Below are 22,611 nucleotides of genomic sequence, written 5' to 3' on the forward strand. Positions count from 1 at the left end.
TAATGCGCCCCACTTCAACCAAACAGATCGCTCTGTCCTTTGGGTGCAGCCATCCCCAGATGCGTCCATGCCTTTTGCGCCAGCATCCGTCCGCGCGGAGTGCGCTGGATCAGGCCTTGCTGCAGGAGATAAGGCTCGATCACCTCTTCCAGCGAATCCCGGCTTTCAGACAACGCCGCCGAGAGTGTTTCAATCCCCACTGGCCCGCCCGCATAGTTCTCGGCAATCAGCTTCAAATACCGACGGTCGGCCCCGTCCAGACCAAGGTTATCGACCCCCAGCCGGGTCAGTGACCCATCCGCCAAGTCGCGCGTAATCCGCCCATCGCCTTCAACAATGGCAAAATCCACTACGCGTCTGAGCAGACGACCGGCGATCCGTGGCGTTCCACGAGACCTGCGCGCGATCTCACGCGCGCCTTCGTCATCCGCAGGTGCGCCCAGTTTGCGGGCATTGCGGGTGACGATCTCGTGCAACTCGTCGACCGTATAGAACTGCAGCCGGGTCGGGATGCCAAACCGATCGCGCAACGGCGTGGTCAGCAACCCCATCCGCGTTGTCGCCCCGACCAGCGTAAATGGCTGCAGCTCGATCCGTACAGTCCGCGCCGCCGGACCTTCACCAATGACAAGATCCAGCTCGAAATCCTCCATCGCGGGGTACAACACCTCTTCGACCGCCGGGTTCAGACGGTGAATCTCGTCGATGAACAAGACATCCCGCGATTCCAGATTGGTCAGAATCGCCGCCAAATCCCCCGCCTTGGCCAGAACCGGCCCCGAGGTCATGCGGAAATTCACTCCCAACTCGCGCGCCATGATCTGCGCAAGCGTGGTCTTACCCAATCCAGGTGGACCATGGAACAGCGTGTGATCCATCGCCTCACCGCGTTGGCGGGCCGACTGGATGAAGATGCGTAGGTTGGCCCGCGCCTCGGCCTGACCAATGAATTCATCCAGCCCCTGCGGGCGCAGGGCGCGGTCATTGTCCTCGGGCATCGGTTCGGGTCGCAGGGCGGGATCAGCGTCTACCATTCAGTTACCCTTTCACTCAGCCCTTGGGGGCCAGTAGCTTCAGCGCGGCGCGTATCAGATCGGCCTCGCCCGCATCTGGCATATTAGCCGCTGCCTCGGCCACGGCCGATGCCGCCTCGGACGGTCCATAGCCCAGATTGCCCAACGCCGACAGCGCATCCGCAGAAGCAGCGGCAGCGCCCGAGGCCGGTTTGGCCACCCGTTTCGGAACAGGCGCAGGCTTGGTCGTCTCAACCACTTCAAGTGCCGGGCCATCCATCGCTTCGGTCACCGTGCCGCCCATCGCCATCACACCCGGGGCCTTGTCCTTGAGGTCAAGAACGATCCGTTGTGCGGTCTTGGGGCCGACACCCTTTGCGGCCTTCACGGCCCCCCAGTCGCCCAAGGCAATCGCGCGGCTGACACCATCGGGCCCCAGCGCACTAAGAATGGCCAGCGATACCTTCGCACCCACACCCTGAACCGAGCACAGCAGACGGTGCCATTCCTTCTCGACCAAGGACAGAAAACCATAAAGCTGCATCAGGTCTTCGCGCACGACCATATCGGTGTAGATTGACATTGCCTCACCCACCCCCGGCAGGGCCGCCATGGTCCGGTCCGAGCAATAGACGATATAGCCGACCCCCCGCACGTCGATCAGAACGTGATCCGCCGCGCGGTAATCCAGCCGTCCAGTGAGCTTGCCGATCATGCGCGTACCTCTTTCATCCGTGCCTGCGGTGCGGCGCCATAGTAAGAATGGCAGATGGCAATCGCCAATGCATCCGCAGCATCCGCCCCTTTGGGGGAACAACCGGGCAGTTGGAGTTTGACCATATGCAGAACCTGCTCTTTTTCGGCGTGGCCGACGCCCACCACAGTTTTCTTGACGCGGTTGGGGGCGTACTCGCCAACCGGCAAACCCGCCTGCGCAAGCGTCAGAAGCGCAACACCACGCGCCTGACCCAGTTTCAGTGTACCGGCCCCATCTTTGTTGACGAAGGTCTGTTCAATTGCCGCCTGATCTGGATTGTGCTCGGCGATGACTTCGACGATTTGATTGTGTAGCGACAGCAGCCTTTCCCCCAGATCATCACCATCGGATTTGCACAATCCATTCGCAACGTGGCTCAGGCGGCTGCCATGCGATTCGATGACGCCCCATCCCAAGGTTCTAAGCCCTGGATCAATGCCCAGAATTCGCATGTTTTGTCTCGGCCTGCTCGGGTTTGTGTGATCTTTTTTCATCGACTAGCACGAAGCGTGAACATTTTCCAAGGAAATCAACTCAGGGTCCAAAACCGACATCCATGTCGCCTCTGGTTCCTCGCGGCCTGTTTGCGACCGGGTTAGGTTCGTTTTCGACGCTTTTCCGATCGAACTTTAACCAATGATTTAAGGGGTTTTCATCAATTTCGAGCGTTGCAAAAAATGCATAGGACACATGCAATTTCTGAGCTTGCGCACGGCGAAACTCATCACTAGATGCCGCTCAGATCGCAAGATCAGAGTTTAACACAAACCAGAAGGAAACAGGATATGGCTGCACTGGATACCACCCGCACCACCACTGGCTCATTCGGCCTCGTCGGCCGTATCGGCGCACTTTTTGCATCGGTTGTAAACGCCGTTGTTGAATGGAATGACGCCCGCGCAACCCGTAACGCGCTGAACGGTCTTTCTGACCGCGAACTGGACGATATCGGACTATGCCGCGGCGACATCGACGTTGTCGCCGAAGGCCGCCGTTACTGAGATAACGGACTACCGCATACGCCCCTTCCTCCTCCCTGTGGGGCAAACAGAAACACCGCACGCCGTGAGGCATGCGGTGTTTTTATTAGGAGGGTGCAAGATATCCGATTAGAACCATACCTTGTTCAGTTGGCTCGAGAAAAACGCGGTCACCGGATCGGCCTGCATGATCCAGGCGCCAGCTTTCTCAACCGGCGTGCCCTGATTCAGGCTTTCAACACGCGTTTCGTACGCAGTCGGGCCAAGATGGGACAGTAAAAAGGCCTTGAATGCAAAGAAGCCAATCAGACACAGCAACAAAACCCTCGCTGAAACTGCTGAACGCATACGCTGTGGTTTCATCACCACCAGCCCGTCTGAGCGCAACGTGGCACGATAGCCGCGGCTGAGTTTCTGATGCTTTTTGTTCAAACGCGAGATGCGTTGATCGAATTCGAGTTGTTTTCCTGTCATGGCAGCCTCCGATAACCGCCCCCCGAGTGCATTGAAAGACGGTAATTAGAGAATGCGACAAAAACGTGGCAAAAATCCACAAAACTCCCGTAAATGGCCTAAATTCAGCCCTGTTTGCTTAAGATTAGCGTCGCCCACTCACCAATTCGATCCTGGCGAACCAGATTGAAGCCGTTTTGGAGATAAACCGAGATCACGTCATCGGCCTGTTCATTGAGGATTCCCGATAGAATCGCTTGTCCACCCCCCCGCAGGTTCGCCGAAATTTCAGGCGAAAGGGCCACGAGCGGACCTTTTAGGATATTGGCGAATATCAGATCGTAAGGCGCATGCGCCTTCAGATCCGGGTGATCGAAACCTGCCGCTTCAACGCATTTAACCGCACCCGCCATACCGTTCGCCCGAAGGTTGGCCTCGGCCACGTCGACGGCAACCTCATCAATGTCGCTGGCGACAATCTGGCCCTCCCAGACCCGCGCTGCGGCCATCGCCAATACGGCGGTGCCACAGCCGATATCGGCAACCTTACTGGCCGTGAACCCAACATCCAGAAGATGGTCCAAAGCCTTGAGGCAACCAAGCGTTGTCCCATGGTGCCCCGTGCCAAAGGCCATCGCAGCTTCGATCAGCAGCGGAATGCGGCCCTCGGGCAGTTTGTCGGCATCATGGCTTCCATAGACAAAAAACCGACCGGCCTCGACCGGGGCTAGTTCGCGGCGGACATGGGCGACCCAATCCGTTTCGGGCAGTTCCGAGACCACAAAGGGCTTGGCCACGAACGCGGCGGCCAGAACCGCCAGCGCGGTTTCATCCGGGGTTTCGGTAAAATAGCCGCCGACTTCCCACAGGCCCGAGCCATCCTCGACCTCGAACACGCCGACGCCGGTTGGTTCCGGGTCCAGCCGTTCCATCGCCTCGCCCAATCCTTCGGCGGTTTTCTTGCCGGTCAAAGTGGTCAGAGCAGTGAATGTTGGCATGGGGGCCTCCTGTTTCGATCGAAACAGCGCCTAGGGGCACCGACCGCCAAGGTCAAGCGGAGTCGCTTATTCGGCGGGCGCGGGGGCGTATTTCGACAGGATGGTTTCGTTGCCCGGTTCCGGATGACGCGGGATCAGTAATGACAGCAGAAGCGAGATGATCGCCATTGCAGCGGCCAAACCAAACACTGCGCCGGGCGAAACGACCCATAGCAGACCTAAAAGTGCTGGCAGGAAAACAGCGGCGATATGATTTATGGTAAATGCCACCGCCGCAGTGGGCGCAATATCCGCCGGGTCGGCGATCTTCTGGAAATAAGTTTTCAAAGCCAACGCCAGAGCAAACAGCACATGGTCGATCACATAGAGGATCGCCGCCAGCAGCACGCCCCAGCTAAACCAGTAGATGCCGCCATAGGCTGCGAAAACGATGGCGAGCCCGGCATATTCAAAGATCAGAGTGCGGCGTTCGCCAAACCGCGCGACTGCCTTGCCCAGCAGCGGAGCCGCCATCATGTTGATCATAAGGTTGATCAGGTAAAGGCTGGTCAGTTCGTGTACTTCAAAGCCGAATTTCTCGACCATCATGAAACCGGCGAACACGACAAAAATCTGCCGCCGCGCGCCCGCCATGAACTGTAATGCATAATACAGCCAGTAGCGGCGACGTAGGATCAGCTTCTTGGTCTGCGGCGTCGGTGCGTCGAATTGCGGGTAAGCAATCAAGCAAAACACTGCCAGCAAAGTTGTCGCGCCGCCTGCCGCCATGAACACGAAGTTATAGGACAGGTCGAAGCGGTCCCATGTCAGGACGATCAAGCCATAGACCACAGCCGTCGCAGCCGAGCCCATAGCCACCAGCCAGCCAAGCACCTGCGGCGCACGGTCTTTAGGCAGCCATTGCAGCTGCAGTGACTGGTTCACCGTCTCATAGTAGTGAAACCCGATCGAGCTGAACAGCGTCACAAACAGCAACCCGCCAAGGCTGGGAAACCAGGCCGTCACCGCCGTCGCCACGCCCAACATCATCAATGAGATCATGGCCAGTACTTGCTCGCGGATGAAAATGATCACCGCAATCACGCCAACGGCCAGGAAGCCCGGAATCTCGCGTACCGTGTGCAAAAGCCCGATATCCGCCCCGTCGAAGTTCGCCGCCTCGATGACGAAATTGTTCAGCAATGCACTCCACGCGTTGAACGCGATCGGCATGGTCAACGCCATCACGAACAAGAGCGTCATAGGTCGGCGCCAGAGCGGAAGACTCTGCGCCTCAGACAAGGGCATGGGTTTCAGCATGAGGATGCTCTACGCCCATTTGTACTTTTTGGCGAGGGGAAAGCGGCCGGCGCACAGCGGCTCTGCACTGATGCAGGGGTCAGTAGAAGCTTTGCGGATCGATATCCACGGTCAGGCGGATATCGCCTTTCAACTTCAACGGGGCGATCCAGCGGGCTATGGCGTCCTGAATAGGCGCACCTTTCGGGGCTTTGACTAACAGCCGGACGCGGTGACGCCCGCGTATGCGCGCGATCGGGGCTGGAGCAGGGCCAAATACCTGAGCACCAACATCGCGCAACGGCGCATCGTTGCGCGCCATGGCGTTGCCGATGTCGAAGACCGGCCCGACCTCGGGGCCAGACAGGACAATCCCGGCCATTCGACCATAAGGCGGCACCCCGGCGGCCTGACGCCCGGCGGCTTCAGCCTTCCAGAACCCTTCTTCATCGCCCGATAGAATCGCCCGGATCACCGGATGTTCCGGCTGGAATGTCTGCAACAACGCCTGCCCCGGTTTTTCCGCACGACCTGCCCGGCCCGCTACCTGCCGCATCAATTGAAAAGTTCGTTCCGCCGCGCGCAGGTCAGCACCATGCAGGCTAAGGTCCGCATCGATCACCCCAACCAGTGTCAGCTTTGGAAAATTATGTCCTTTGGCCACGAGTTGCGTCCCGATAACGATATCCGCATCGCCTTCGGCAATCTCTTCGATCTTGGCCTTCAGGGCACGAGCCGAACCAAACAGATCAGAGCTGAGCATAGCGATTTTGGCTTCAGGGAACGCCGCCTCGGCTTCTTCTGCCAGCCGTTCAATCCCGGGTCCGACCGGTGCCAGTTTACCCTCGACCCCGCAGGATGGGCAGGCCTCTGGCATTGGCTTGGTCTCACCACATTGATGGCACATCAGACGCTTGAGGAACCGATGTTCAACCATTCGCGCGTCGCAATGATCGCAGGCAATCTGCTCCCCGCACGCCCGGCATAGTGTCACGGGCGCATAGCCACGGCGGTTGATGAACAGCAGTGACTGCTCTTCGTGTTCGATACGCTGTTGCACCGCCTGCCGCAGCGAGGGGGAAATCCAAGTCCCGGCCTGCATCTGCTCGGCGCGCATGTCGATCGGCTTCATTTCGGGCAGGACTGCTGCACCAAAACGCGAGGTCAGGTCCAGCCGTTCGTATTTACCCGCCTCGGCATTGGCCCAGCTTTCCAGTGAAGGCGTCGCGCTGGCCAGAATCACCCGCGCTCCGCAGGTGGCCGAACGCAGAACGGCCATATCCCGCGCACTATAATGCACCCCATCTTCTTGCTTGTACGAGGTGTCGTGTTCTTCATCGACAACTACGAGACCAAGATCGCGAAATGGAAGAAACAGTGCTGACCGGGCCCCAACGACCAGTTGCGCATCACCCTGACCGACCATCCGCCAAACCCGGCGACGTTCAGTCATGGTCGCGCCCGAATGCCATTCCGCCGGACGCGCACCAAATCGCGCCTCGACACGGGTCAGAAATTCAGCCGTCAGCGCGATCTCGGGCAGCAAGACCAGTGCTTGCCGCCCTACGCGCAGGGCCTCGGCGACCGCCTCAAGATAAACTTCGGTCTTGCCCGAACCCGTCACTCCCTTCAGAAGAGTCGTTCCATAATCTCCCGTCCGTTGCCCGGTCTGAAGCCGCATCACGGCCTCCGCCTGATCCTCGGTCAGGTCCTTTCCCGGCAATTCTGGATCAAGATGAGGATAAGGAAGATCACGCGGGCTGTCCTCTTCACGCACAGCGTTCTGTTTGACCAACCCCTTGATGACCGAAGATGTGACCCCCGCTTGCTCGGCCAGTTCCTTCAGCGTAAAAGCCAAGCCGCCATAGTCTCGCAAAACTTCAAGTACCCGCATTCGTGCGTCGGTCATTCGGTCCGGTTGACCACCGCCCAAACGATAAACCTTGCGCATCGAGGGCGGATCGCCCAACCCCGGCGCGCGCGTTGCTAGCCGCAGCATCGCAGGCATCGGCGTCAGGGTGTAGTCAGCCACTTTCCCCAGAAACACCCGCATTTCTTCACGCATCGGCGCGACCTCAAGCACCCGGTTCACCGATCGCGCCTTGGCCAGATCAAAACCACCCTGCCCCGGCCCCCAAACCACACCCAAGACTTTGCGCGGGCCCAAAGGCACCTCGACAAACGCCCCAAGAAAGCACCCGCCCTCGGGCGCTTTGTAATCCAACGTCCGGTCCAGCGGCTGCGTGGTCAGCACCGCAACCAGCTCTCCTTCGTCGAAAAATCCGTTAGCGCTCACGGTATATCCTTCGCAGGGGGTTCCAGCATGGGTCTCTTTGAGGTAAAGCCATCCGCGACCAAGGCCAACCCATCAAAGGACTGCCCTCATGAAATTCTTCGTAGACACCGCCGAGATCGACGCCATCGCCGAACTGAACGATCTGGGCATGGTGGACGGCGTAACCACCAATCCCTCGCTGATCCTGAAATCGGGCCGCGACATTCTGGAAGTCACCAAAGAGATCTGTGATCTGGTCGACGGCCCCGTCTCGGCCGAAGTTGTCGCCACCGAGGCCGAAGACATGATCGCCGAAGGCCGTAAGCTGGCCAAGATCGCGCCCAACATCGCAGTCAAAGTACCGCTGACATGGGCTGGTTTGAAAACCTGTAAAACACTGACCGACGAAGGCCAGATGGTCAACGTGACCCTGTGCTTCTCGACCAATCAGGCGATTCTGGCGGCCAAAGCGGGCGCAACCTTCATCTCGCCGTTCATCGGACGTCTGGATGATATCAACCTCGATGGCATGGACCTGATCGCAGATATTCGCCAAGTTTATGACAATTACGGGTTCGAGACCGAAATCCTCGCCGCCTCGATCCGCACCGTAAACCACGTGACCGACAGTGCCCGCATCGGGGCTGACGTGATTACAGCACCTCCGGGCGTGATCAAAAAACTGGCCGACCACCCGCTGACCGACAAAGGCCTTGAAACTTTCCTGGCCGACTGGGCCAAGACAGGTCAGAAAATCCTCTGATCCCAAGCATTGCCGCGCGGTGCCATCAGGCACCGCGCCCGGCCCAACGGCAAAAGCTGATCTTTGATCAGCGCCGGGCAGGCGGGAGCGCCCGCCACAGCAGCGATGAAATTCGCCTTTCGCGTGCATTTTTCCCAAGGCAAATCCAGCAACCCATGTTATAAGCCCGCCAAACAAAAAAACGACCGGACGGGACATGAGCAGCGATCCTAAACTCAAGGACAATCTCCGCGCCGCAATTCTGGCTGAGCCTGACGCCGTGCTGGATGACAAAGACCTGATGCAGGCCTTGGTGGCTGCAAATGAGCAGGCGCGTGGTGACAACGTTATCGACCTGCGCGGTATCGCCATGCAGCGGCTTGAGGCGCGTCTTGACCGCCTTGAGGACACTCATCGCTCAGTCATCGCAGCGGCGTATGAGAACTTGGCGGGCACCAATCAGGTGCATCGCGCCATTCTTCGCCTGTTGGAGCCCACCGTGTTCGAGGATTTCCTGCGCGCGCTAGGCAATGACGTGGCCGAAATCCTGCGTGTCGATCACATCACTCTGGTCCTCGAAACAACCGTCGTACGTGATGATCCGGTGGTGAACCAGCTCGGCGGCGTGTTGACTGTGGCTGAGCCCGGCTTTATCGATAGCTATCTAACCGCTGACCGCAACGGTCAGCCGCGCGAGGTTACCTTGCGCGAAATCCGCCATCCCAATCCGCAAGTTTACGGTAAACAAGCCGATCAGCTACGATCCGAGGCCTGCCTGAAACTCGATCTTGGCACTGGCCGCCTACCCGGCATGATTGTCATGGGCGCGCGCGACCCGAGGCATTTCTCACCTCAGCTTGGAACTGATCTTCTTGCCTTCTTTGCCGGCGTGTTCGAACGCTCTATGCGCCACTGGCTGTCGTGAGCCTGATTTCCCCAGCCTGCCGCGATGCTCTGCAGCATTGGCTGGACAGTCTGGGGGCGCTGGCGGGGCGGTCTGAAAATACGCTCGACGCCTATCGCGGCGACGTGACAGAATTCCTGTCCTTCATGACCTTGCATCACAGCGAGCGCCAAGGGCTGGCCGCGCTGGAACGCATCAGCGTTTCTGACATGCGGGCCTGGATGGCAGAGCAGCGAAATTCTGATGTCGGCGCGCGATCTCTGGCGCGCAAGCTTTCAGCCGTCAAAACCTTCTATCGCTGGTTGGCCGAACGCGAAGGGTTCGAACCTACTTCGGTGCTGTCCACCCGAGCGCCTAAATTTACCAAGAAACTGCCCCGACCCCTGGCCGAAGATGCCGCGCGCGCAATGATCGACACGGTCGAGCTACAATCCTCATCGAACTGGGTCGCTGCACGGGATGTTGCAGTTGTGACGCTCCTCTACGGGTGCGGGTTGCGGATTTCCGAGGCGTTGTCTTTGACCGGTGTGGACGCTCCTCTGCCAGAAACGCTGCGCATATCGGGTAAGGGCGATAAGGAAAGAATCGTACCGGTCTTGCCTGCCGCTCGGGCTTCGGTGGATCGCTATCTTCACCTTTGCCCACATCCGCAATCCCCTGATAAGGCGTTGTTCCGAGGTGTCAGGGGCGGCCCGCTAAACCCCGGAATCATTCAGGCTGTGGTCGCCAAGGCACGGACGCAACTTGGCCTTCCCGCAACAGCCACCCCGCACGCGATGCGCCACAGCTTTGCCACCCATCTGTTGTCTGCGGGCGGCGACCTGCGCGCGATCCAAGAGCTTTTGGGTCACGCCTCGCTTTCAACCACGCAGACCTATACCGCAGTCGATACGGCCCGGTTGATGGAAGTCTATAACCGCACGCACCCAAAAGCCTGAAGCAAAGACCCTTTTTGCTTTGCATCTGCGCCTTGCTTCCGTCATGACACCACCATGACACTCAGATTCAAAGCGCTTTCCGTTCATCTCTTCACCGCCACAGGTGCCGTTTTCGCAATGCTCGCCATGTTGGCAGCAGTCGAAGAGAAATGGAGCCTGATGTATCTCTGGCTCGTTGTCTCGTTCATCGTCGATGGCATCGATGGCCCGCTGGCGCGGCACTATCACGTTAAGAAGAACGCACCCGAGTTTGACGGAGTCTTGCTGGACCTGATCATCGACTATCTGACCTATGTTTTCATCCCTGCCTTTGCCCTGTTCAAATCGGGTCTGATGGACGGTTGGACCGGCTGGTTTGCAATCATCGTCATCACCTTTGCAAGCGCGATGTACTTTGCGGATACCCGCATGAAAACCAAGGATAATTCCTTCTCTGGCTTTCCAGGCTGCTGGAACATGTTCGTCATTGTGATCTTCGCCCTGGAGCCCAACTTCTGGGTCATCCTGCTGCTGGTCACCTTGCTGTCTGTCGCAATGTTCCTGCCGCTGAAATTCATTCACCCAGTCCGGACCGAGCGTTGGCGCACCCTGTCATTGCCTATGGCTTTTGCGTGGACATTCTTTGCAGGCTGGGCCGCCTGGGTCGACTTTCACCCCGAAAGCTGGGCCCATTGGGGGCTGGTGATCACCAGCTTGTATTTGGTCTCGGCCGGTATTGCGCAGCAGATCATTCCGCCGCGCAAGGCCCGGGATTACAAGACTTCCTGAACCTCGAACTCAGTCCCGTTATGGGTAAACACGTCACCCTCTTGCAGGCCAACCATAGCCAGATAGATCGGGCTTTGGGTCGAAATGCCCATGTAGGTTTTGCCGTCCACTTCAAATCGAGTCGTTGAGACACATACGACGAAGCGGCGATTGTTGAACTTGATTACGGCGCCGGGCTGCACCGTATCCGTGAGGCCAAAATCGGTGTTCTCGATCACGTCAATCTTGGCGTGATGCGCATGAACAGGCGCATCAAAGGCGGCCGCCAGATCTGCATTCTCGCGCGAGGCAGCGATGTCGTCCTTGTCATGCCCTTCTCGGTCATCCAACTGCGAGTCCTTAAGGAAGGCATCATAATGTGCCTGTGCGGTTGCCAATTCCTGTTCTTCCAAAGACATCAGATGGTCAATGATGGCTTTCTTGCGTGCGGCGGGGTCTGTCTGGCCGGTCATTCAATTCGGTCCTTCAAATTCACTATTCGATATAGGTTGGGGCCGTGCCGCTCCGATTGCAACAGATAAGTACCGATCAGATCAACAGGCTGGCAGCACCTTCGTGACGCAGCAGAGCCACTTTGGTCTCAACACCGCCGTGGCCTGAAAACCCAACCATTTTCCCATCTGCACCCAAAACCCGGTGACAGGGAATAATGATGGGGATGGGATTTCCTCCGCATCCGCGCCCAACCGCTTGCGCCGAGTAGCCAAGGTCGTTAGCCAACTCGCCATAGGTGCGCGTATCACCAAATGGGATAGCATACATTGCATCGCACACCTGACGCTGAAATTCCGATCCCTTGAGCCGGTAGGGCAGTTCGAACTGCTGCAAACGCCCTTCGTCATAGGCACGCAACTGCGCCGCCGCTTCTCGCAGAACCGGGGTGGCTAGACCTTCGTCACGGCCATTCCAGACAAGACGCGTGATGGCGCCGCTGGTCTCTTCGACACCAAGGCAACCAAACTTAGTTTCTACGGCGATCATCGGCATAAGAGAACGGTTGCAGATGTTTCACCACACCTGCAACCCGAATCCTGACGATCCGCCTCTTCATCTGGCCAAAAATACCTCGGAGCGCGAGGCAGAGCCTCGCATCAGCGATCTCTCTCTCGCGCTCCGTTCGAATGTCAGCTCAGCGCCTCGTTACAGCGCCCGCATACGCCCGGATGGGCGTGCAGCCCAACATCAGGAAGGATTTTCCAGCAGCGCTGGCATTTGTCGCCTTGGGCTTTTTCGAACACTACAGCTACGCCCTCGATTTCCGGCACACGGAACGCCTCAGCCGGGGCCGGATCGCCTGTGACGGCCAGACCAGAAGTGATGCACATGTCATCCACGTCGAAAGTCGCAAGCAGATCGCGGGTTTCCTGATCTTCGACATGCACGATCGGTGCGGCCTCAAGGCTGGATCCGATCACCTTGTCCTGCCGCTGAATTTCCAGCGCTGCGGTCACGGCGCGGCGCACGCGGCGGACTTTGGCCATGCTGGCTTCCAGGTCTTCATGGCGCCAATCAGCGGGCGTTTCAGGGAAATCCATTAAATGGACCGAACTATCATCGGCCGGGAACCGTTCCAGCCAGACCTCTTCCATAGTGAAGACCAGAACTGGGGCCAGCCATGTGGTCAGACGGTGGAATAGGATATCCAGCACAGTCCGCGCGGCACGGCGGCGTAGGCTGTCACCGTCGCAATAAAGCGCGTCTTTGCGGACATCGAAATAGAACGATGACAGATCAACCGTGGCGAATGTGAATACGGCGCTGAATACACCCTGGAAGTCAAATGCTGCATAACCTTTGCGCACCTGCTCATCCAGATCGGCCAGTCGGCTTAACACCCAGCGTTCCAGGCGCGGCATATCTTCAGGCGCAACCCGATCCGCTTCGGTGAAGTCCGCCAGCGAGCCCAGCATGAACCGCATGGTATTGCGCAGGCGGCGATAGCTGTCGGCTGTCCCTTTCAGGATCTCCGGTCCGATCCGCTGGTCGGCGGTGTAATCGGTCTGAGCCACCCACAAGCGCAGGATATCGGCGCCGTATTGTTTAACGACCTCTTCCGGCACGATGGTGTTGCCCAGCGATTTGGACATCTTGTTGCCCTTGGAATCCAGCGTAAATCCGTGGGTCACTACGTTGCGGTATGGTGCACGCCCCTTGGTGCCGCAAGCCTGCAGCATCGACGAATGGAACCACCCGCGGTGCTGGTCGGTGCCTTCCATATAGACGTCAGCGATACCGTCCGCGGTCCCGTCCTCACGATCACGCAGCACAAAGGCATGGGTCGAGCCAGAGTCGAACCACACATCCAGCACGTCGAACACCTGATCGTAGTCGTCGGGGTTCGCGATACCGTCGAGGATCTTCTCCTTGAACCCGTCCGTGTACCAGACGTCTGCGCCATCCTTCTCAAACGCGGCTTTGATGCGGGCATTGAGTTCGTCATTGCGCAGCAGGTAGTCCGCATCGGTCGGCAATGCCCCCTTCTTGGTGAAGCAGGTCAGCGGCACGCCCCAGGCGCGTTGGCGCGACAGGACCCAGTCCGGGCGTGCTTCGATCATGGAATACAGACGGTTGCGGCCGGTCTGCGGCGTCCATTTCACCAGTTCATCAATCGAGCGCAGAGCACGTTCACGGATGGAGTCGCCCATCTCGCCCATGCCGTCCTCCAGCTTGCGGTCGACCGAGGCAAACCACTGCGGCGTGTTGCGGTAGATGATCGGCGCCTTCGAGCGCCACGAATGCGGATAGCTGTGCTTGATCTTGCCGCGCGCCAACAGCCCGCCGACCTCGGCCAGCTTGTCGATCACGGCCTTGTTGGCATCACCCTCACCGCCCTTACGAGACAGGATGTATTTGCCACCAAAGAACGGCAGATCAGCGCGGAAGCTGCCATCATCCATCACGTTATAGGTGATGACCTGCTCCAGCATGCCCAGATCGCGATAAAGCTCGAATTCCTCCATCCCGTGCGAAGGTGCACAGTGGACAAAACCGGTCCCTTCGGTGTCGGTCACGAACTCCGCGGCGCGGAAATCGCGAATGTCGTCCCATTCGCCGTTGCCGCCCTCGGCCCCGGCCAGCGGGTGGGTCAGCTGGATCTTGGCCAGATCTTCCTGCGTTACATCGCACAGACGGCGATACATCGTGTCATCCAGACGCGCGCGCGCAAACACATCTGCGGCGCGGTCATCGGCCAGCAGATAACGTTCGCCAATCCGTGCCCAGCATTCCTCGGGGCGACCTGTAACCTCGTAGAGACCGTAGGAGATGTCCTCACCGTACACCACGGCCTTGTTCGACGGCATGGTCCATGGGGTCGTCGTCCAGATCACCACATAAGCATTGTCCAGCGTCACATCGCCGGTGTTCACGACCTTGAACTTCACCCAGATGGTGAAGCTTTCCTTGTCGTGATACTCGACCTCGGCTTCGGCCAGCGCGGTCTTTTCGATGGGGGACCACATCACGGGTTTCGAGCCCTGATAAAGCGTCCCGTTCATCAGGAACTTCATGAACTCATCCGCGATCACGGCTTCGGCGCGATAGTCCATGGTGATGTAAGGATCGGGCCAGTTACCGGTGATACCCAGACGTTTGAACTCTTCACGCTGGATGTCGATCCAGCCTTCGGCAAACTTGCGGCATTCCTGACGGAAGTCGACGATGTTCACCTCGTCCTTGTTCTTGCCTTTCTTGCGGTACTGTTCCTCGATCTTCCACTCGATCGGCAGGCCGTGACAGTCCCAGCCGGGCACATAACGCGAGTCAAAGCCCATCATCTGATGGGACCGAACGATCATGTCCTTGATGGTCTTGTTCAGTGCGTGGCCGATATGCAGGTGGCCGTTCGCGTAAGGAGGGCCGTCATGCAGGGTAAAAGGCTTGCGGCCCTCTTTCTCGCGAAGGCGGTCATAGACGCCGATCTTTTCCCAGCGGTCCAGCCATGCTGGCTCGCGCTTGGGCAGGCCTGCACGCATGGGGAATTCGGTTTTCGGCAGGTTCAGCGTGTCTTTGTAGTCAGGTGTTTCGGCGCACATTTGGGGCGTCCTCAGGATGTTCTGGTCGTGTATGGATCGAAGCGGTCAGTGCGATAACTCAAGCACCTTTGCCCGGCGTCTCGCGATATCAGAGCGCCGGGGATATAATTCGAATAATGATGGCCAGCCAGTCAAACATGGCCGCGCTTATAGGACGCCTGCTCTCAATGGTCCAGAGGTTCCGGGTCTTGCGACGAATGGCGCAGCTTGGCCCAGCGATTGAGCCATGCGAGACCCGCCAGTGCGAGACCGAGCGCCAACAGCGAAAACACCCGGATCAGCCCGCCCAATCCGGCAATATCGATCAGAAACACCTTGGCCACCGCGAGGCCAATCACGGCCAAACCGGCCTTACGCATCAAATCGGACCGGCGGGCCAGCGACTGGTAGAACAACCCTGCGCCGACCACCAACAAGGCGATGGTGTATGAATAAAGCTCGGGCTGGGTGACGCCGTTGCCTTCATACATGCCACTCGCCCCCTGCCAGACATGACGGATTGTAAGCCCCAGCCAAAAAGCGATCAGGGCACCGGCGACCCCATAACTGATCTGCTTCAGTAGCACGGGCTGCGTCACGACGCGCCAAGCCGAGAAGCCGATGGCCAGCGCAGGCAACAGATAGGCCACTGCCAACGTGTTCAGCACCGGCAGGCCGAGCACGGGTTCGGCAAATGGGTCGAGCAACGGGTTAGCCTCAGACAAAGCCTGAACCAGACGCATCATGCCGTGTGCCGCAAAGAACGCCGCGAGCGCGTAACGCGCGTAGTTCAGCTTACCGCCAAGCTCGAACCGCTGTATTTGTGCAAAAGCCAGCAGCAGCCAGATCACCGCCAGCAGCCCCAGCCCCCAATGGCTGTCTGTCGCGCCGCCTTCTCCGAAGCTTTCCAGCCAGCGCAGCAACAAGAGCGATAGCAGTATTCCCGCCGTTGCCCAGGCCGCGCTTTCAAGCAGCAATGAGGCAATCGGGCGGTCCAAGGACCTTAGCAACGCCCACCCCATGATGAACCCGGCAACCGCCACTGCATAGACCAAGGTCATTTCGATCAAAGGCGCGGTTTCGGCCCAATCGAGCCCCGGGTCGAGCACCAGCCGTACGGTCACCGTGAACACACCCGCCCAAATGAACCAACTCATCGGAGCCAGAACAAATCGCCGGTCCAGCGCCGCGGCCACAACAATCATGGCGACAAGTGCTACGGTCAATGCGGCGGAACTGAGTACGATGATGCAGGCAAAGCTAAGGCACGATAGCGCAGACAGAGTTGCAAGGGCAGGCCGCATCCGTTTCTCACCATCGGCCCGCGCAAACCGTTCGGCCAAAACCACCATCATCGCGCCTATTGCGATTGCGTGTAAGGCCCACGCATAAGCTCCGATCACGTTTGCAGGCTGCCAACCGACTTCAAGCGCGATCGCCAGCGTCGGAGCATATAGGGCTGCACCCCCGGCCCAGACCACAGCGTAGCGCCCGGCGTGGAAGGACCGCCACGCAGCGAGCACGCTGATCAAGGCCCCGAGGGCAACCAATAGCGTGACTACCCAAGGATAATCGGCCTCGGCCGTTTCCACGTATGTGTCGGCAAAGCCGCGCCACACGGAGCCACCGTCCAACCCGTGCAGCAGAACAAACCAGATCAGACCCATCGCAGGCAGCGCCGTCACATCCTGCAGCGCACGCGCAGCTTTTGTCCAAAGGATCAGCGCCAGTATCAAAGCGGTAAACAGAGCAACGCCCAGCCAAAACTCACCGCTTGAATCCGACCAATGCAGCGACAGGATGATGGAACTGGTGAGAACTGCACCAAAGGCAATTCGGGTTGGAAACTCGGGCCATGGATCCCCTTTCCGTCGCCGAATGACTTCAGCAATCATCGGGCCGGTGTGTTCGGGCCAGATACTGCGCACGGGTATCGCCATCGCAATAAGCGCCAGTGCTGTCACACAGGTCAGATACCCCGGTTCCGTGGAGGGGGAAGACAGCACCAGCAAAAACGCCGCCCCGTATGCACCTACTAGCGTCAAAATGGAAATCCATGCCCAACGCCTGACGGTATCGATACCCAAGCCCAAAATGGCGATAATAAAGAAATAACCATAAAGCCAACTGGGATCGTCCGATGCGCCTCCAACCATAAAGGGCGCGGCAAAGGCTCCGATTAGGCCTACGGCGGCCAGCAGCGGCCCGTGGAACCATCCCAAGACCAACGCAAACAGAGCGATGATAACGAGACCGGCCAGAGCGGCCTCGGGGCCGATCAGATCATAAAGCTGGCGCGCGGCAAGGACGCCACCAAACAAGGTCACCAGACCCGCGCCCGAGAAGACCGATGGTAGATAAGCGGTCGACGCGTCCTCGTCATCGCCGAAGCGGCGGCGGATCACTTCACCTGACCCAATCAGCAGAAGGCCAAAGATCAGGGCTGCGGCGACCCGCGCGGTGGGTGGCAACAGCCCGTTCTCAACCCCGTACTGAACCAGAAAAATCCCCGCCAACGCCAGTGACAACGCCGAAACCGCGTAGAACCAGTTTTCACGCATCCAAGCGCCCAGCGCGGCGATCTTTTCCTCACGAAAAACGATGGTGGCAGGAGGATCGGCGGCCTCAACGGCCTGCGGCGCATCCGATGGGCTTTCGTCATAGGTAGATGAGGTTCTCGCCGCGGCCCAGGGATCAGGCTTGGTTTGCGTCGTCGTCGGCTCCGGCCTTGATGCCTGGGAGGTTTCGGCGCCGCTTTCTGGTATTTGCCTGGCCAATTGCCGCTCAAGCTGTTCGACGCGCTTACGCAACCGCGATTGACCAATCAGCAAAGCGATGATCGAAACAGGAATGGCCAGGACGATCAGACCAACGAGGACAAGCAAGGATTCCAACCGAAACCTCCGGGATGCGATGCGCCAAACGTACCGTGCAGACAGGCTGGTTTATAGTCTGGAAATCCGCATGGATACCGCCTGCTGCACAGGTAATCGGCCTAGAAAAGCAGGATGTGAGGGCGTGCCAGCATCAGCCAAGGGATCGCCAGCACTGCGGCAAAGGCCGGAATACCGCAAACGAACCATGTGCGGAACAGTTTGTAGTACTTGCTTGGCAAGGTCGCACCAGCCAGATCAGCCTTCCTTGCATAATCCCTCAGCCGAATCTGAATCCAAACCACCGGTAGCCAGAACAGGCCAGTCAGTATGTAAAGCAGCAGTGATATCGCGATCCAACCCTCCGACAGCGACCAGCCCAGTCGCCGGGCCAGCAACACGATTCCCGCCGTATGAGCAATCACCCGTGCATCTGCCGTGCGGTGCGCCATCAGCATGAAAATGGCGATCCCCGCGCAAGTGCCCAATAGAACGCATGCTCCGATCACGTGAAGCCAACGCAAGATCAGATCCGGGTCCATCAGCGGCTCTCCAACATGGGTCGCGCGATCAGTGATAGCATCAAAGCCGGTGCTATCTTGACCAACGGTCCCAAAGGGTCGAGCCACAGTTCAGGCACCGTCAATCCGCCGCCGACTTGAAATCACGTAGATCCCCCGAGATCAGCGCAATATCCGAAAGGGCCCGTTCAGCCGTCTTCCGGCTGCGCACAAGACCCTTCACACAGGCACCATCCGCATGCAGCGACCCACCCACCGCAGCGCCGATGAAGCCATAAGCGCCCCGCACCTAAACAGTTTTCTCAGGACGGTCCGTAGCCACGAGGTGCCTCGCATTAGTTTACAACACCTTAGCGGATCAGATTCTGAGGACCAGCCTGATCATCCCGCCCGCGACAACAGCACCATTCAGGGGTGAAACAACGAGCCAACCCAGAAAGCGATGGCTGCCGCGGCACCCCCGATCAGCAGGGTTTCTCCGCCTGATCGCCACCACGGGGCAAGCGACCACCGGCTTTTCATCGCGCCAATGGCAAAGAACACGCCCGCAGTCATCCAGGCCGATACCGTGAACGCATTTGCAACGGATAAGAGGAACGGCAACAACGGAATCATCCCCGCGATCAGAAAGGCGAAGAACGTCGCCATCGCGGCTTTGAGGGGATGCGGGTCGACGCTGCCCAGCCCGTACTCGCCCTCGATCATCAGGTCGACCCAATTGTCGTGATTCGAAGTGATTTCAGCCGTCGCGTCATCCAGAACGCTGCCTGAAAGGCCTTTTTGTGCGAGGATTTCGCGCACCTCCTTTCGCTCGCCATCCGGGTACAACTTGATATGCCGTTCCTCGATGGCTCGAATACGGTGGATGTTATCGAGCTCGGCCTTGGTTCCCGAGTAGTTGCCCGCCGCCATCGAGAAACCATCCGCCAGCACGTTGGCCAGCCCAAGTGCCACGATGACAAAAGGCGATAAACCTGCCCCGGCAACCCCGGCAACGATCGCGAATGTCGTGACTGAGCCATCGATGCCGCCATAAACCACATCGCGCAGAACCCCACGACCCGGAGGCGCATTGATCCGTTCGAAAATCTCTTGCTGGCTGTGGCCGTGTTCGGTCATGGCTGGCTCCGTCCTGTTTATGCAGGACAGGTTCAGGCACGGCCTTGCGCCAGATCAAGTCCTGGAGAACAACCCGCTGAGCGCGCGTTTGATCATGCCACGGGTCGAGGGCTGGTGGCGTTTCGAGAAAGGCAAAGGTCGACAGACCTCCATCGCAGCGACACCCACGCGGGCGGTGAGCGCGCCGTTGACCAGCCCCTCACCGAACCGGCGCGACAATTTGCTGAGAACCGAGCCGCCCAAAATCGGCTCCAGAAGATCATCCCCCACTGCCACCGCGCCAGTTGCAATCAGATGCACGAATACGGCGCGGGTTAGGCGCCAACTGCCCAAGAAACCTGCGCGACCGCCATAGATTTCCGCAATCCGCCGGATCATGCGCAATGAACTTGCCAGCGCCGTCGCTACATCCGCCAGAGCAAGCGGGACCAGAGCGGTCACGGTCGCGACCTGCCGCGCTGCGGCCTCGACCTCGCGGCTGGCGGCAGCATCCAGCGGGGCCAGAATCTCGTCTTCGGCCAAGCTCAGCAGGGTTGCCGCATCGAATTGCTCTCCCATGCGTTCGGTCAAACGGTCGCGACCCCAGCGTGTTTCATCGCGTCCCTTATAGAACGCAATCAGCCGTGTGGTTACAGCGCGGGCTTGCGACAAGTCCTCATCTGTTAAAGCTGTGTCCGCCGCGCGCCGCAGCCCGTCGACGCGAGACAGACGGCTGATTGCGGCCAACTCGCGCAGTGCAATGATCAGGACGACCAGCAACAGCGCAGCGATCAGACCGGTGACGATCCAACCCAGAATTGGTGCGCGTTCCAGCAGAGAGATGGCAAAATCCCATGCGGCGACCGAGACCACCGCCCCCACAACGGCTAATGCCAACCCCCAGAACCAACGCGCCAAAACCGAAGGTTTCCGCGCTGCAAACCGCACCGCTGACTGCATCGCCTGCCCCTGCGGAGGCGCGATGTCCGGAACAGGAGGCGCGGTCGAGACATCAACTGCCGAGGCATCGTCTTCCAGATCAATCAAAACGGGGCCTTTAGCCATCGACCAACTCCTCGCGCGTCCAAACATATCTGATGTCGGGCAGGTTTTCGTCATTTTCGGACCCATCGCCGCGTGCGACCTCAACAAAGCCGTTGCGCTCATAGAACCGGCATGCGGAAGGATTGGCCTGAAACGCATACAAGTTGAGCGTGGGACGCTGTGTTTTGGCACGATCCAGCAATTGCTGCCCGATCCCCTGCCCGCGCGCCGAGGCCGCCAGATAGAGCGACTGCACTTCGTCCCCATTCAACGCCAGAAATCCGGCCACCTGCCCCTGCATTTCGGCCACCGTGACCCAGCCGAGATCAATCATCCTGCCGCAAAACGCAATGGTCTCGGCCTCAGAATGCAGTTCAGGCATCCAGTCGTTTTCGCGGGCGAACCCATGCAGAATAGCGCCTGTGGTTCCGGCATCGGTACTGCGAGCAGGACGAAGGATCACGTTCACAGCCGGTCTCCGATCAGAAACTGCGCAGCCCGGTCCAGCCGAATATGTGGCGGACCATCACCAGGATTCAGGGTCAAATGTGCGGGTGCAAAGGCCATATTGCCATAGTCGTCGCCCAGCCATCCCTCGGCCCCATTGCGCGCGGGGCCCAGCAGATGGGCAGGGTCCTCTGGCAAATCACCGGGGTAAAAGGCCGCCTGCTTACCGCTGTCTAGCAGAGTGCCGCGCACGCATGGCAGTTCTACGCCGTTATGGCTGCGCATCTCTTCCGTCGTTGTCCGAAGTGAAGCCAACGATAAGGCCGCAGTTTCAGCCCCGGCAAAGCTGGCGCGGTCGCGGGCCTCACGGGTCAGGGCCTCAATGATCGCGGTCAGGCGCGGGTGCTGCAGATGGTGCAGATGGTCCGCTTTGGTGGCCGCAAACAGAATACGCTCGACCCGCTTGCCAAGCAGCAGCCTGTTGAGCCATGCGTTGCGACCGGGGCGGAAGGCCGACAGGATATCGGCCATCGCGCGGCGCATATCCTCGACCGCTTGCGGGCCTTTATGGATTGCCCCCAACGCATCTACCAGAACGATCTGCCGGTCGATCCGGGCAAAGTGGTCGCGAAAGAAAGGTTTGACCACACGCGATTTGTACGCCTCGTACCGCCGCTCCATCTCGCGGTGTAGTGAACCCCGAATTGACACCCCCGACACCGGGAGCGGCGCGAATGTCAGCACAGGAGACCCGGCCAGATCGCCCGGCAGAAGAAACCGACCGGGAGTGCAGTCATAGAAACCGGCATCACGCGCGGCATTAAGGTAATCGGTGAAGCTGCGGGCGAGGTCCTGCGCCTGCGGCTCATCATGTGGCGCGGTTGGGTCGGTCGCCTGAACCTTTGCCATAAATGCCCCTGCTTGTGGGCGATTGGATATGTGTTCCAGCGTGTCCCGCGACCAATCTTCATAGGATTTGTCCAGTAGGGCCAGATCCAGCAGCCACTCACCCGGATAGTCCACAATGTCCAGATGCAATGTTCGGGGGCCCTGCAATCCCGAAAGCAGACCTGCGGGCTGGACTTTGAAGGACAGGCGTAACTCGGAAACAGCACGCGTGCTGTCCGGCCAGTGCGGCGCTGGTCCGGTCAGCGCGGACAGATGGGATTCGAAATCGAACCGGGGCACGGTGTCGTCGGGTTGCGGCTGCAGATAGCTGGCGGTGACACGCCCCTCTTGCTGCGCCACAAGACCGGTCATGCGGCCCCGATCCAGCAGGTTGGCGACCAGTGATGTGATGAACACTGTCTTACCCGACCGCGCCAATCCCGTGACGCCCAGCCGGATGACCGGTTCGAAGAATGTCTCGGACACACGGTCACCCACGGATTCGACGCCGCGCACCAGACTGTCTGCCAATGATGAGATGACCAAGCTGTCGCCCCGCAATTATCGTTTTGCCCAAGATAGGTAGCGGTTGCGGCACTTGCCAGAGCTTTCGCCCCCTTG

General features: G+C 59.1%; 23 protein-coding genes. 5 read left to right on the forward strand and 18 right to left on the reverse strand.

Annotated elements, in window-relative coordinates; genetic code table 11:
• Positions 1 to 14: 14 nt before the first annotated feature.
• From ruvB to ruvC, 3 genes are read right to left on the reverse strand one after another with little or no spacing between them, the layout of a single operon-like run.
• Positions 15 to 1,034: a Holliday junction branch migration DNA helicase RuvB gene (gene ruvB, locus ACRZ9U_RS09695; RefSeq protein ID WP_170397397.1), complete on the reverse strand. Its 1,020-nt coding sequence runs from the start codon at positions 1,032 to 1,034 to the stop codon at positions 15 to 17.
• Between the two features lie 16 nt (positions 1,035 to 1,050).
• Entirely contained in the window at positions 1,051 to 1,728 is a 678-nt protein-coding gene (gene ruvA, locus ACRZ9U_RS09700) for a Holliday junction branch migration protein RuvA (RefSeq protein WP_170404392.1), read from the reverse strand.
• Positions 1,725 to 2,222, reverse strand: coding sequence for a crossover junction endodeoxyribonuclease RuvC (ruvC, locus tag ACRZ9U_RS09705; RefSeq protein WP_170404395.1), 498 nt, complete (start codon positions 2,220 to 2,222; stop codon positions 1,725 to 1,727). Before ruvC ends, ruvA begins: the two co-directional genes overlap by 4 nt.
• A gap of 333 nt (positions 2,223 to 2,555) precedes the next feature.
• Here ruvC and ACRZ9U_RS09710 point away from each other — a divergent pair, with 333 nt between their 5' ends.
• A complete protein-coding gene (locus tag ACRZ9U_RS09710) occupies positions 2,556 to 2,771 on the forward strand; it encodes a DUF1127 domain-containing protein (RefSeq protein WP_170397404.1) in 216 nt (71 codons plus the stop codon).
• 108 nt (positions 2,772 to 2,879) lie between these two features.
• On the opposite strand, the gene ACRZ9U_RS09715 is transcribed toward ACRZ9U_RS09710, so the two are convergent.
• The 4 genes from ACRZ9U_RS09715 to ACRZ9U_RS09730 form a co-directional block, all read right to left on the reverse strand.
• The gene (locus ACRZ9U_RS09715) at positions 2,880 to 3,224 is read right to left on the reverse strand and encodes a hypothetical protein (protein WP_170404398.1); all 345 of its coding nucleotides are present in this window, start codon (positions 3,222 to 3,224) and stop codon (positions 2,880 to 2,882) included.
• Between the two features lie 104 nt (positions 3,225 to 3,328).
• A complete protein-coding gene (locus tag ACRZ9U_RS09720) occupies positions 3,329 to 4,201 on the reverse strand; it encodes a 50S ribosomal protein L11 methyltransferase (protein WP_170404401.1) in 873 nt (290 codons plus the stop codon).
• A 66-nt stretch (positions 4,202 to 4,267) separates the two neighbouring features.
• Positions 4,268 to 5,500, reverse strand: coding sequence for an MFS transporter (locus tag ACRZ9U_RS09725; protein ID WP_170404404.1), 1,233 nt, complete (start codon positions 5,498 to 5,500; stop codon positions 4,268 to 4,270).
• A 79-nt stretch (positions 5,501 to 5,579) separates the two neighbouring features.
• Positions 5,580 to 7,775 carry a primosomal protein N' gene (locus ACRZ9U_RS09730; RefSeq protein ID WP_170404407.1) on the reverse strand — a complete coding sequence of 732 codons (2,196 nt, stop codon included), beginning with the start codon at positions 7,773 to 7,775 and terminating at the stop codon, positions 5,580 to 5,582.
• 88 nt (positions 7,776 to 7,863) lie between these two features.
• On the opposite strand from ACRZ9U_RS09730, the gene fsa reads away from it, so the two are divergent.
• The 4 genes from fsa (at position 7,864) to ACRZ9U_RS09750 (ending at position 11,106) form a co-directional block, all read left to right on the forward strand.
• Positions 7,864 to 8,517: a fructose-6-phosphate aldolase gene (gene fsa / locus ACRZ9U_RS09735; protein WP_170404410.1), complete on the forward strand. Its 654-nt coding sequence runs from the start codon at positions 7,864 to 7,866 to the stop codon at positions 8,515 to 8,517.
• Between the two features lie 196 nt (positions 8,518 to 8,713).
• Positions 8,714 to 9,421, forward strand: a complete 708-nt coding sequence (locus ACRZ9U_RS09740; RefSeq protein WP_170397417.1) for a DUF484 family protein — start codon at positions 8,714 to 8,716, stop codon at positions 9,419 to 9,421.
• Positions 9,418 to 10,338, forward strand: a complete 921-nt coding sequence (locus tag ACRZ9U_RS09745; protein ID WP_170404413.1) for a tyrosine recombinase XerC — start codon at positions 9,418 to 9,420, stop codon at positions 10,336 to 10,338. Before ACRZ9U_RS09740 ends, ACRZ9U_RS09745 begins: the two co-directional genes overlap by 4 nt.
• A gap of 54 nt (positions 10,339 to 10,392) precedes the next feature.
• Positions 10,393 to 11,106, forward strand: a complete 714-nt coding sequence (locus ACRZ9U_RS09750; protein WP_170397421.1) for a CDP-alcohol phosphatidyltransferase family protein — start codon at positions 10,393 to 10,395, stop codon at positions 11,104 to 11,106.
• Here ACRZ9U_RS09750 and ACRZ9U_RS09755 read toward each other — a convergent pair.
• The 11 genes from ACRZ9U_RS09755 to ACRZ9U_RS09805 all read right to left on the reverse strand — a co-directional run bounded on the left by ACRZ9U_RS09755 (position 11,091) and on the right by ACRZ9U_RS09805 (position 22,536).
• Positions 11,091 to 11,558: a hypothetical protein gene (locus ACRZ9U_RS09755; RefSeq protein WP_170397423.1), complete on the reverse strand. Its 468-nt coding sequence runs from the start codon at positions 11,556 to 11,558 to the stop codon at positions 11,091 to 11,093. The two genes, ACRZ9U_RS09750 and ACRZ9U_RS09755, sit on opposite strands and share 16 nt — an antisense overlap.
• Before the next feature lie 76 nt (positions 11,559 to 11,634).
• Positions 11,635 to 12,093 (reverse strand): methylated-DNA--[protein]-cysteine S-methyltransferase, encoded by a 459-nt coding sequence (locus ACRZ9U_RS09760; RefSeq protein ID WP_480901660.1) that lies wholly within the window; start codon positions 12,091 to 12,093, stop codon positions 11,635 to 11,637.
• 137 nt (positions 12,094 to 12,230) lie between these two features.
• On the reverse strand, positions 12,231 to 15,140 hold the full coding sequence (gene ileS, locus ACRZ9U_RS09765; RefSeq protein WP_170404419.1) for an isoleucine--tRNA ligase: 2,910 nt from the start codon (positions 15,138 to 15,140) through the stop codon (positions 12,231 to 12,233).
• A 164-nt stretch (positions 15,141 to 15,304) separates the two neighbouring features.
• The gene (locus ACRZ9U_RS09770) at positions 15,305 to 18,013 is read right to left on the reverse strand and encodes a DUF2339 domain-containing protein (RefSeq protein WP_170404422.1); all 2,709 of its coding nucleotides are present in this window, start codon (positions 18,011 to 18,013) and stop codon (positions 15,305 to 15,307) included.
• 101 nt (positions 18,014 to 18,114) lie between these two features.
• Positions 18,115 to 18,534, reverse strand: a complete 420-nt coding sequence (locus ACRZ9U_RS09775) for a DUF2269 domain-containing protein (protein ID WP_170404425.1) — start codon at positions 18,532 to 18,534, stop codon at positions 18,115 to 18,117.
• Complete coding sequence (locus ACRZ9U_RS09780; protein WP_480758414.1) at positions 18,534 to 18,632, reverse strand: hypothetical protein; 99 nt, start codon at positions 18,630 to 18,632, stop codon at positions 18,534 to 18,536. The genes ACRZ9U_RS09775 and ACRZ9U_RS09780 overlap by 1 nt, the downstream gene beginning before the upstream one ends.
• A gap of 2 nt (positions 18,633 to 18,634) precedes the next feature.
• Positions 18,635 to 18,802 (reverse strand): hypothetical protein, encoded by a 168-nt coding sequence (locus ACRZ9U_RS09785; protein ID WP_480885527.1) that lies wholly within the window; start codon positions 18,800 to 18,802, stop codon positions 18,635 to 18,637.
• 119 nt (positions 18,803 to 18,921) lie between these two features.
• Positions 18,922 to 19,632, reverse strand: coding sequence for a VIT1/CCC1 transporter family protein (locus ACRZ9U_RS09790; protein ID WP_170404431.1), 711 nt, complete (start codon positions 19,630 to 19,632; stop codon positions 18,922 to 18,924).
• Positions 19,633 to 19,686: 54 nt separating this feature from the next.
• Positions 19,687 to 20,676, reverse strand: a complete 990-nt coding sequence (locus tag ACRZ9U_RS09795) for a YcjF family protein (RefSeq protein WP_170404434.1) — start codon at positions 20,674 to 20,676, stop codon at positions 19,687 to 19,689.
• Complete coding sequence (locus ACRZ9U_RS09800; protein WP_170404436.1) at positions 20,669 to 21,124, reverse strand: GNAT family N-acetyltransferase; 456 nt, start codon at positions 21,122 to 21,124, stop codon at positions 20,669 to 20,671. The genes ACRZ9U_RS09795 and ACRZ9U_RS09800 overlap by 8 nt, the downstream gene beginning before the upstream one ends.
• A complete protein-coding gene (locus ACRZ9U_RS09805; protein WP_170404440.1) occupies positions 21,121 to 22,536 on the reverse strand; it encodes a YcjX family GTP-binding protein in 1,416 nt (471 codons plus the stop codon). Before ACRZ9U_RS09805 ends, ACRZ9U_RS09800 begins: the two co-directional genes overlap by 4 nt.
• Positions 22,537 to 22,611 lie beyond the last annotated feature (75 nt).

Source organism: Ruegeria sp. D7, from assembly GCF_056534355.1.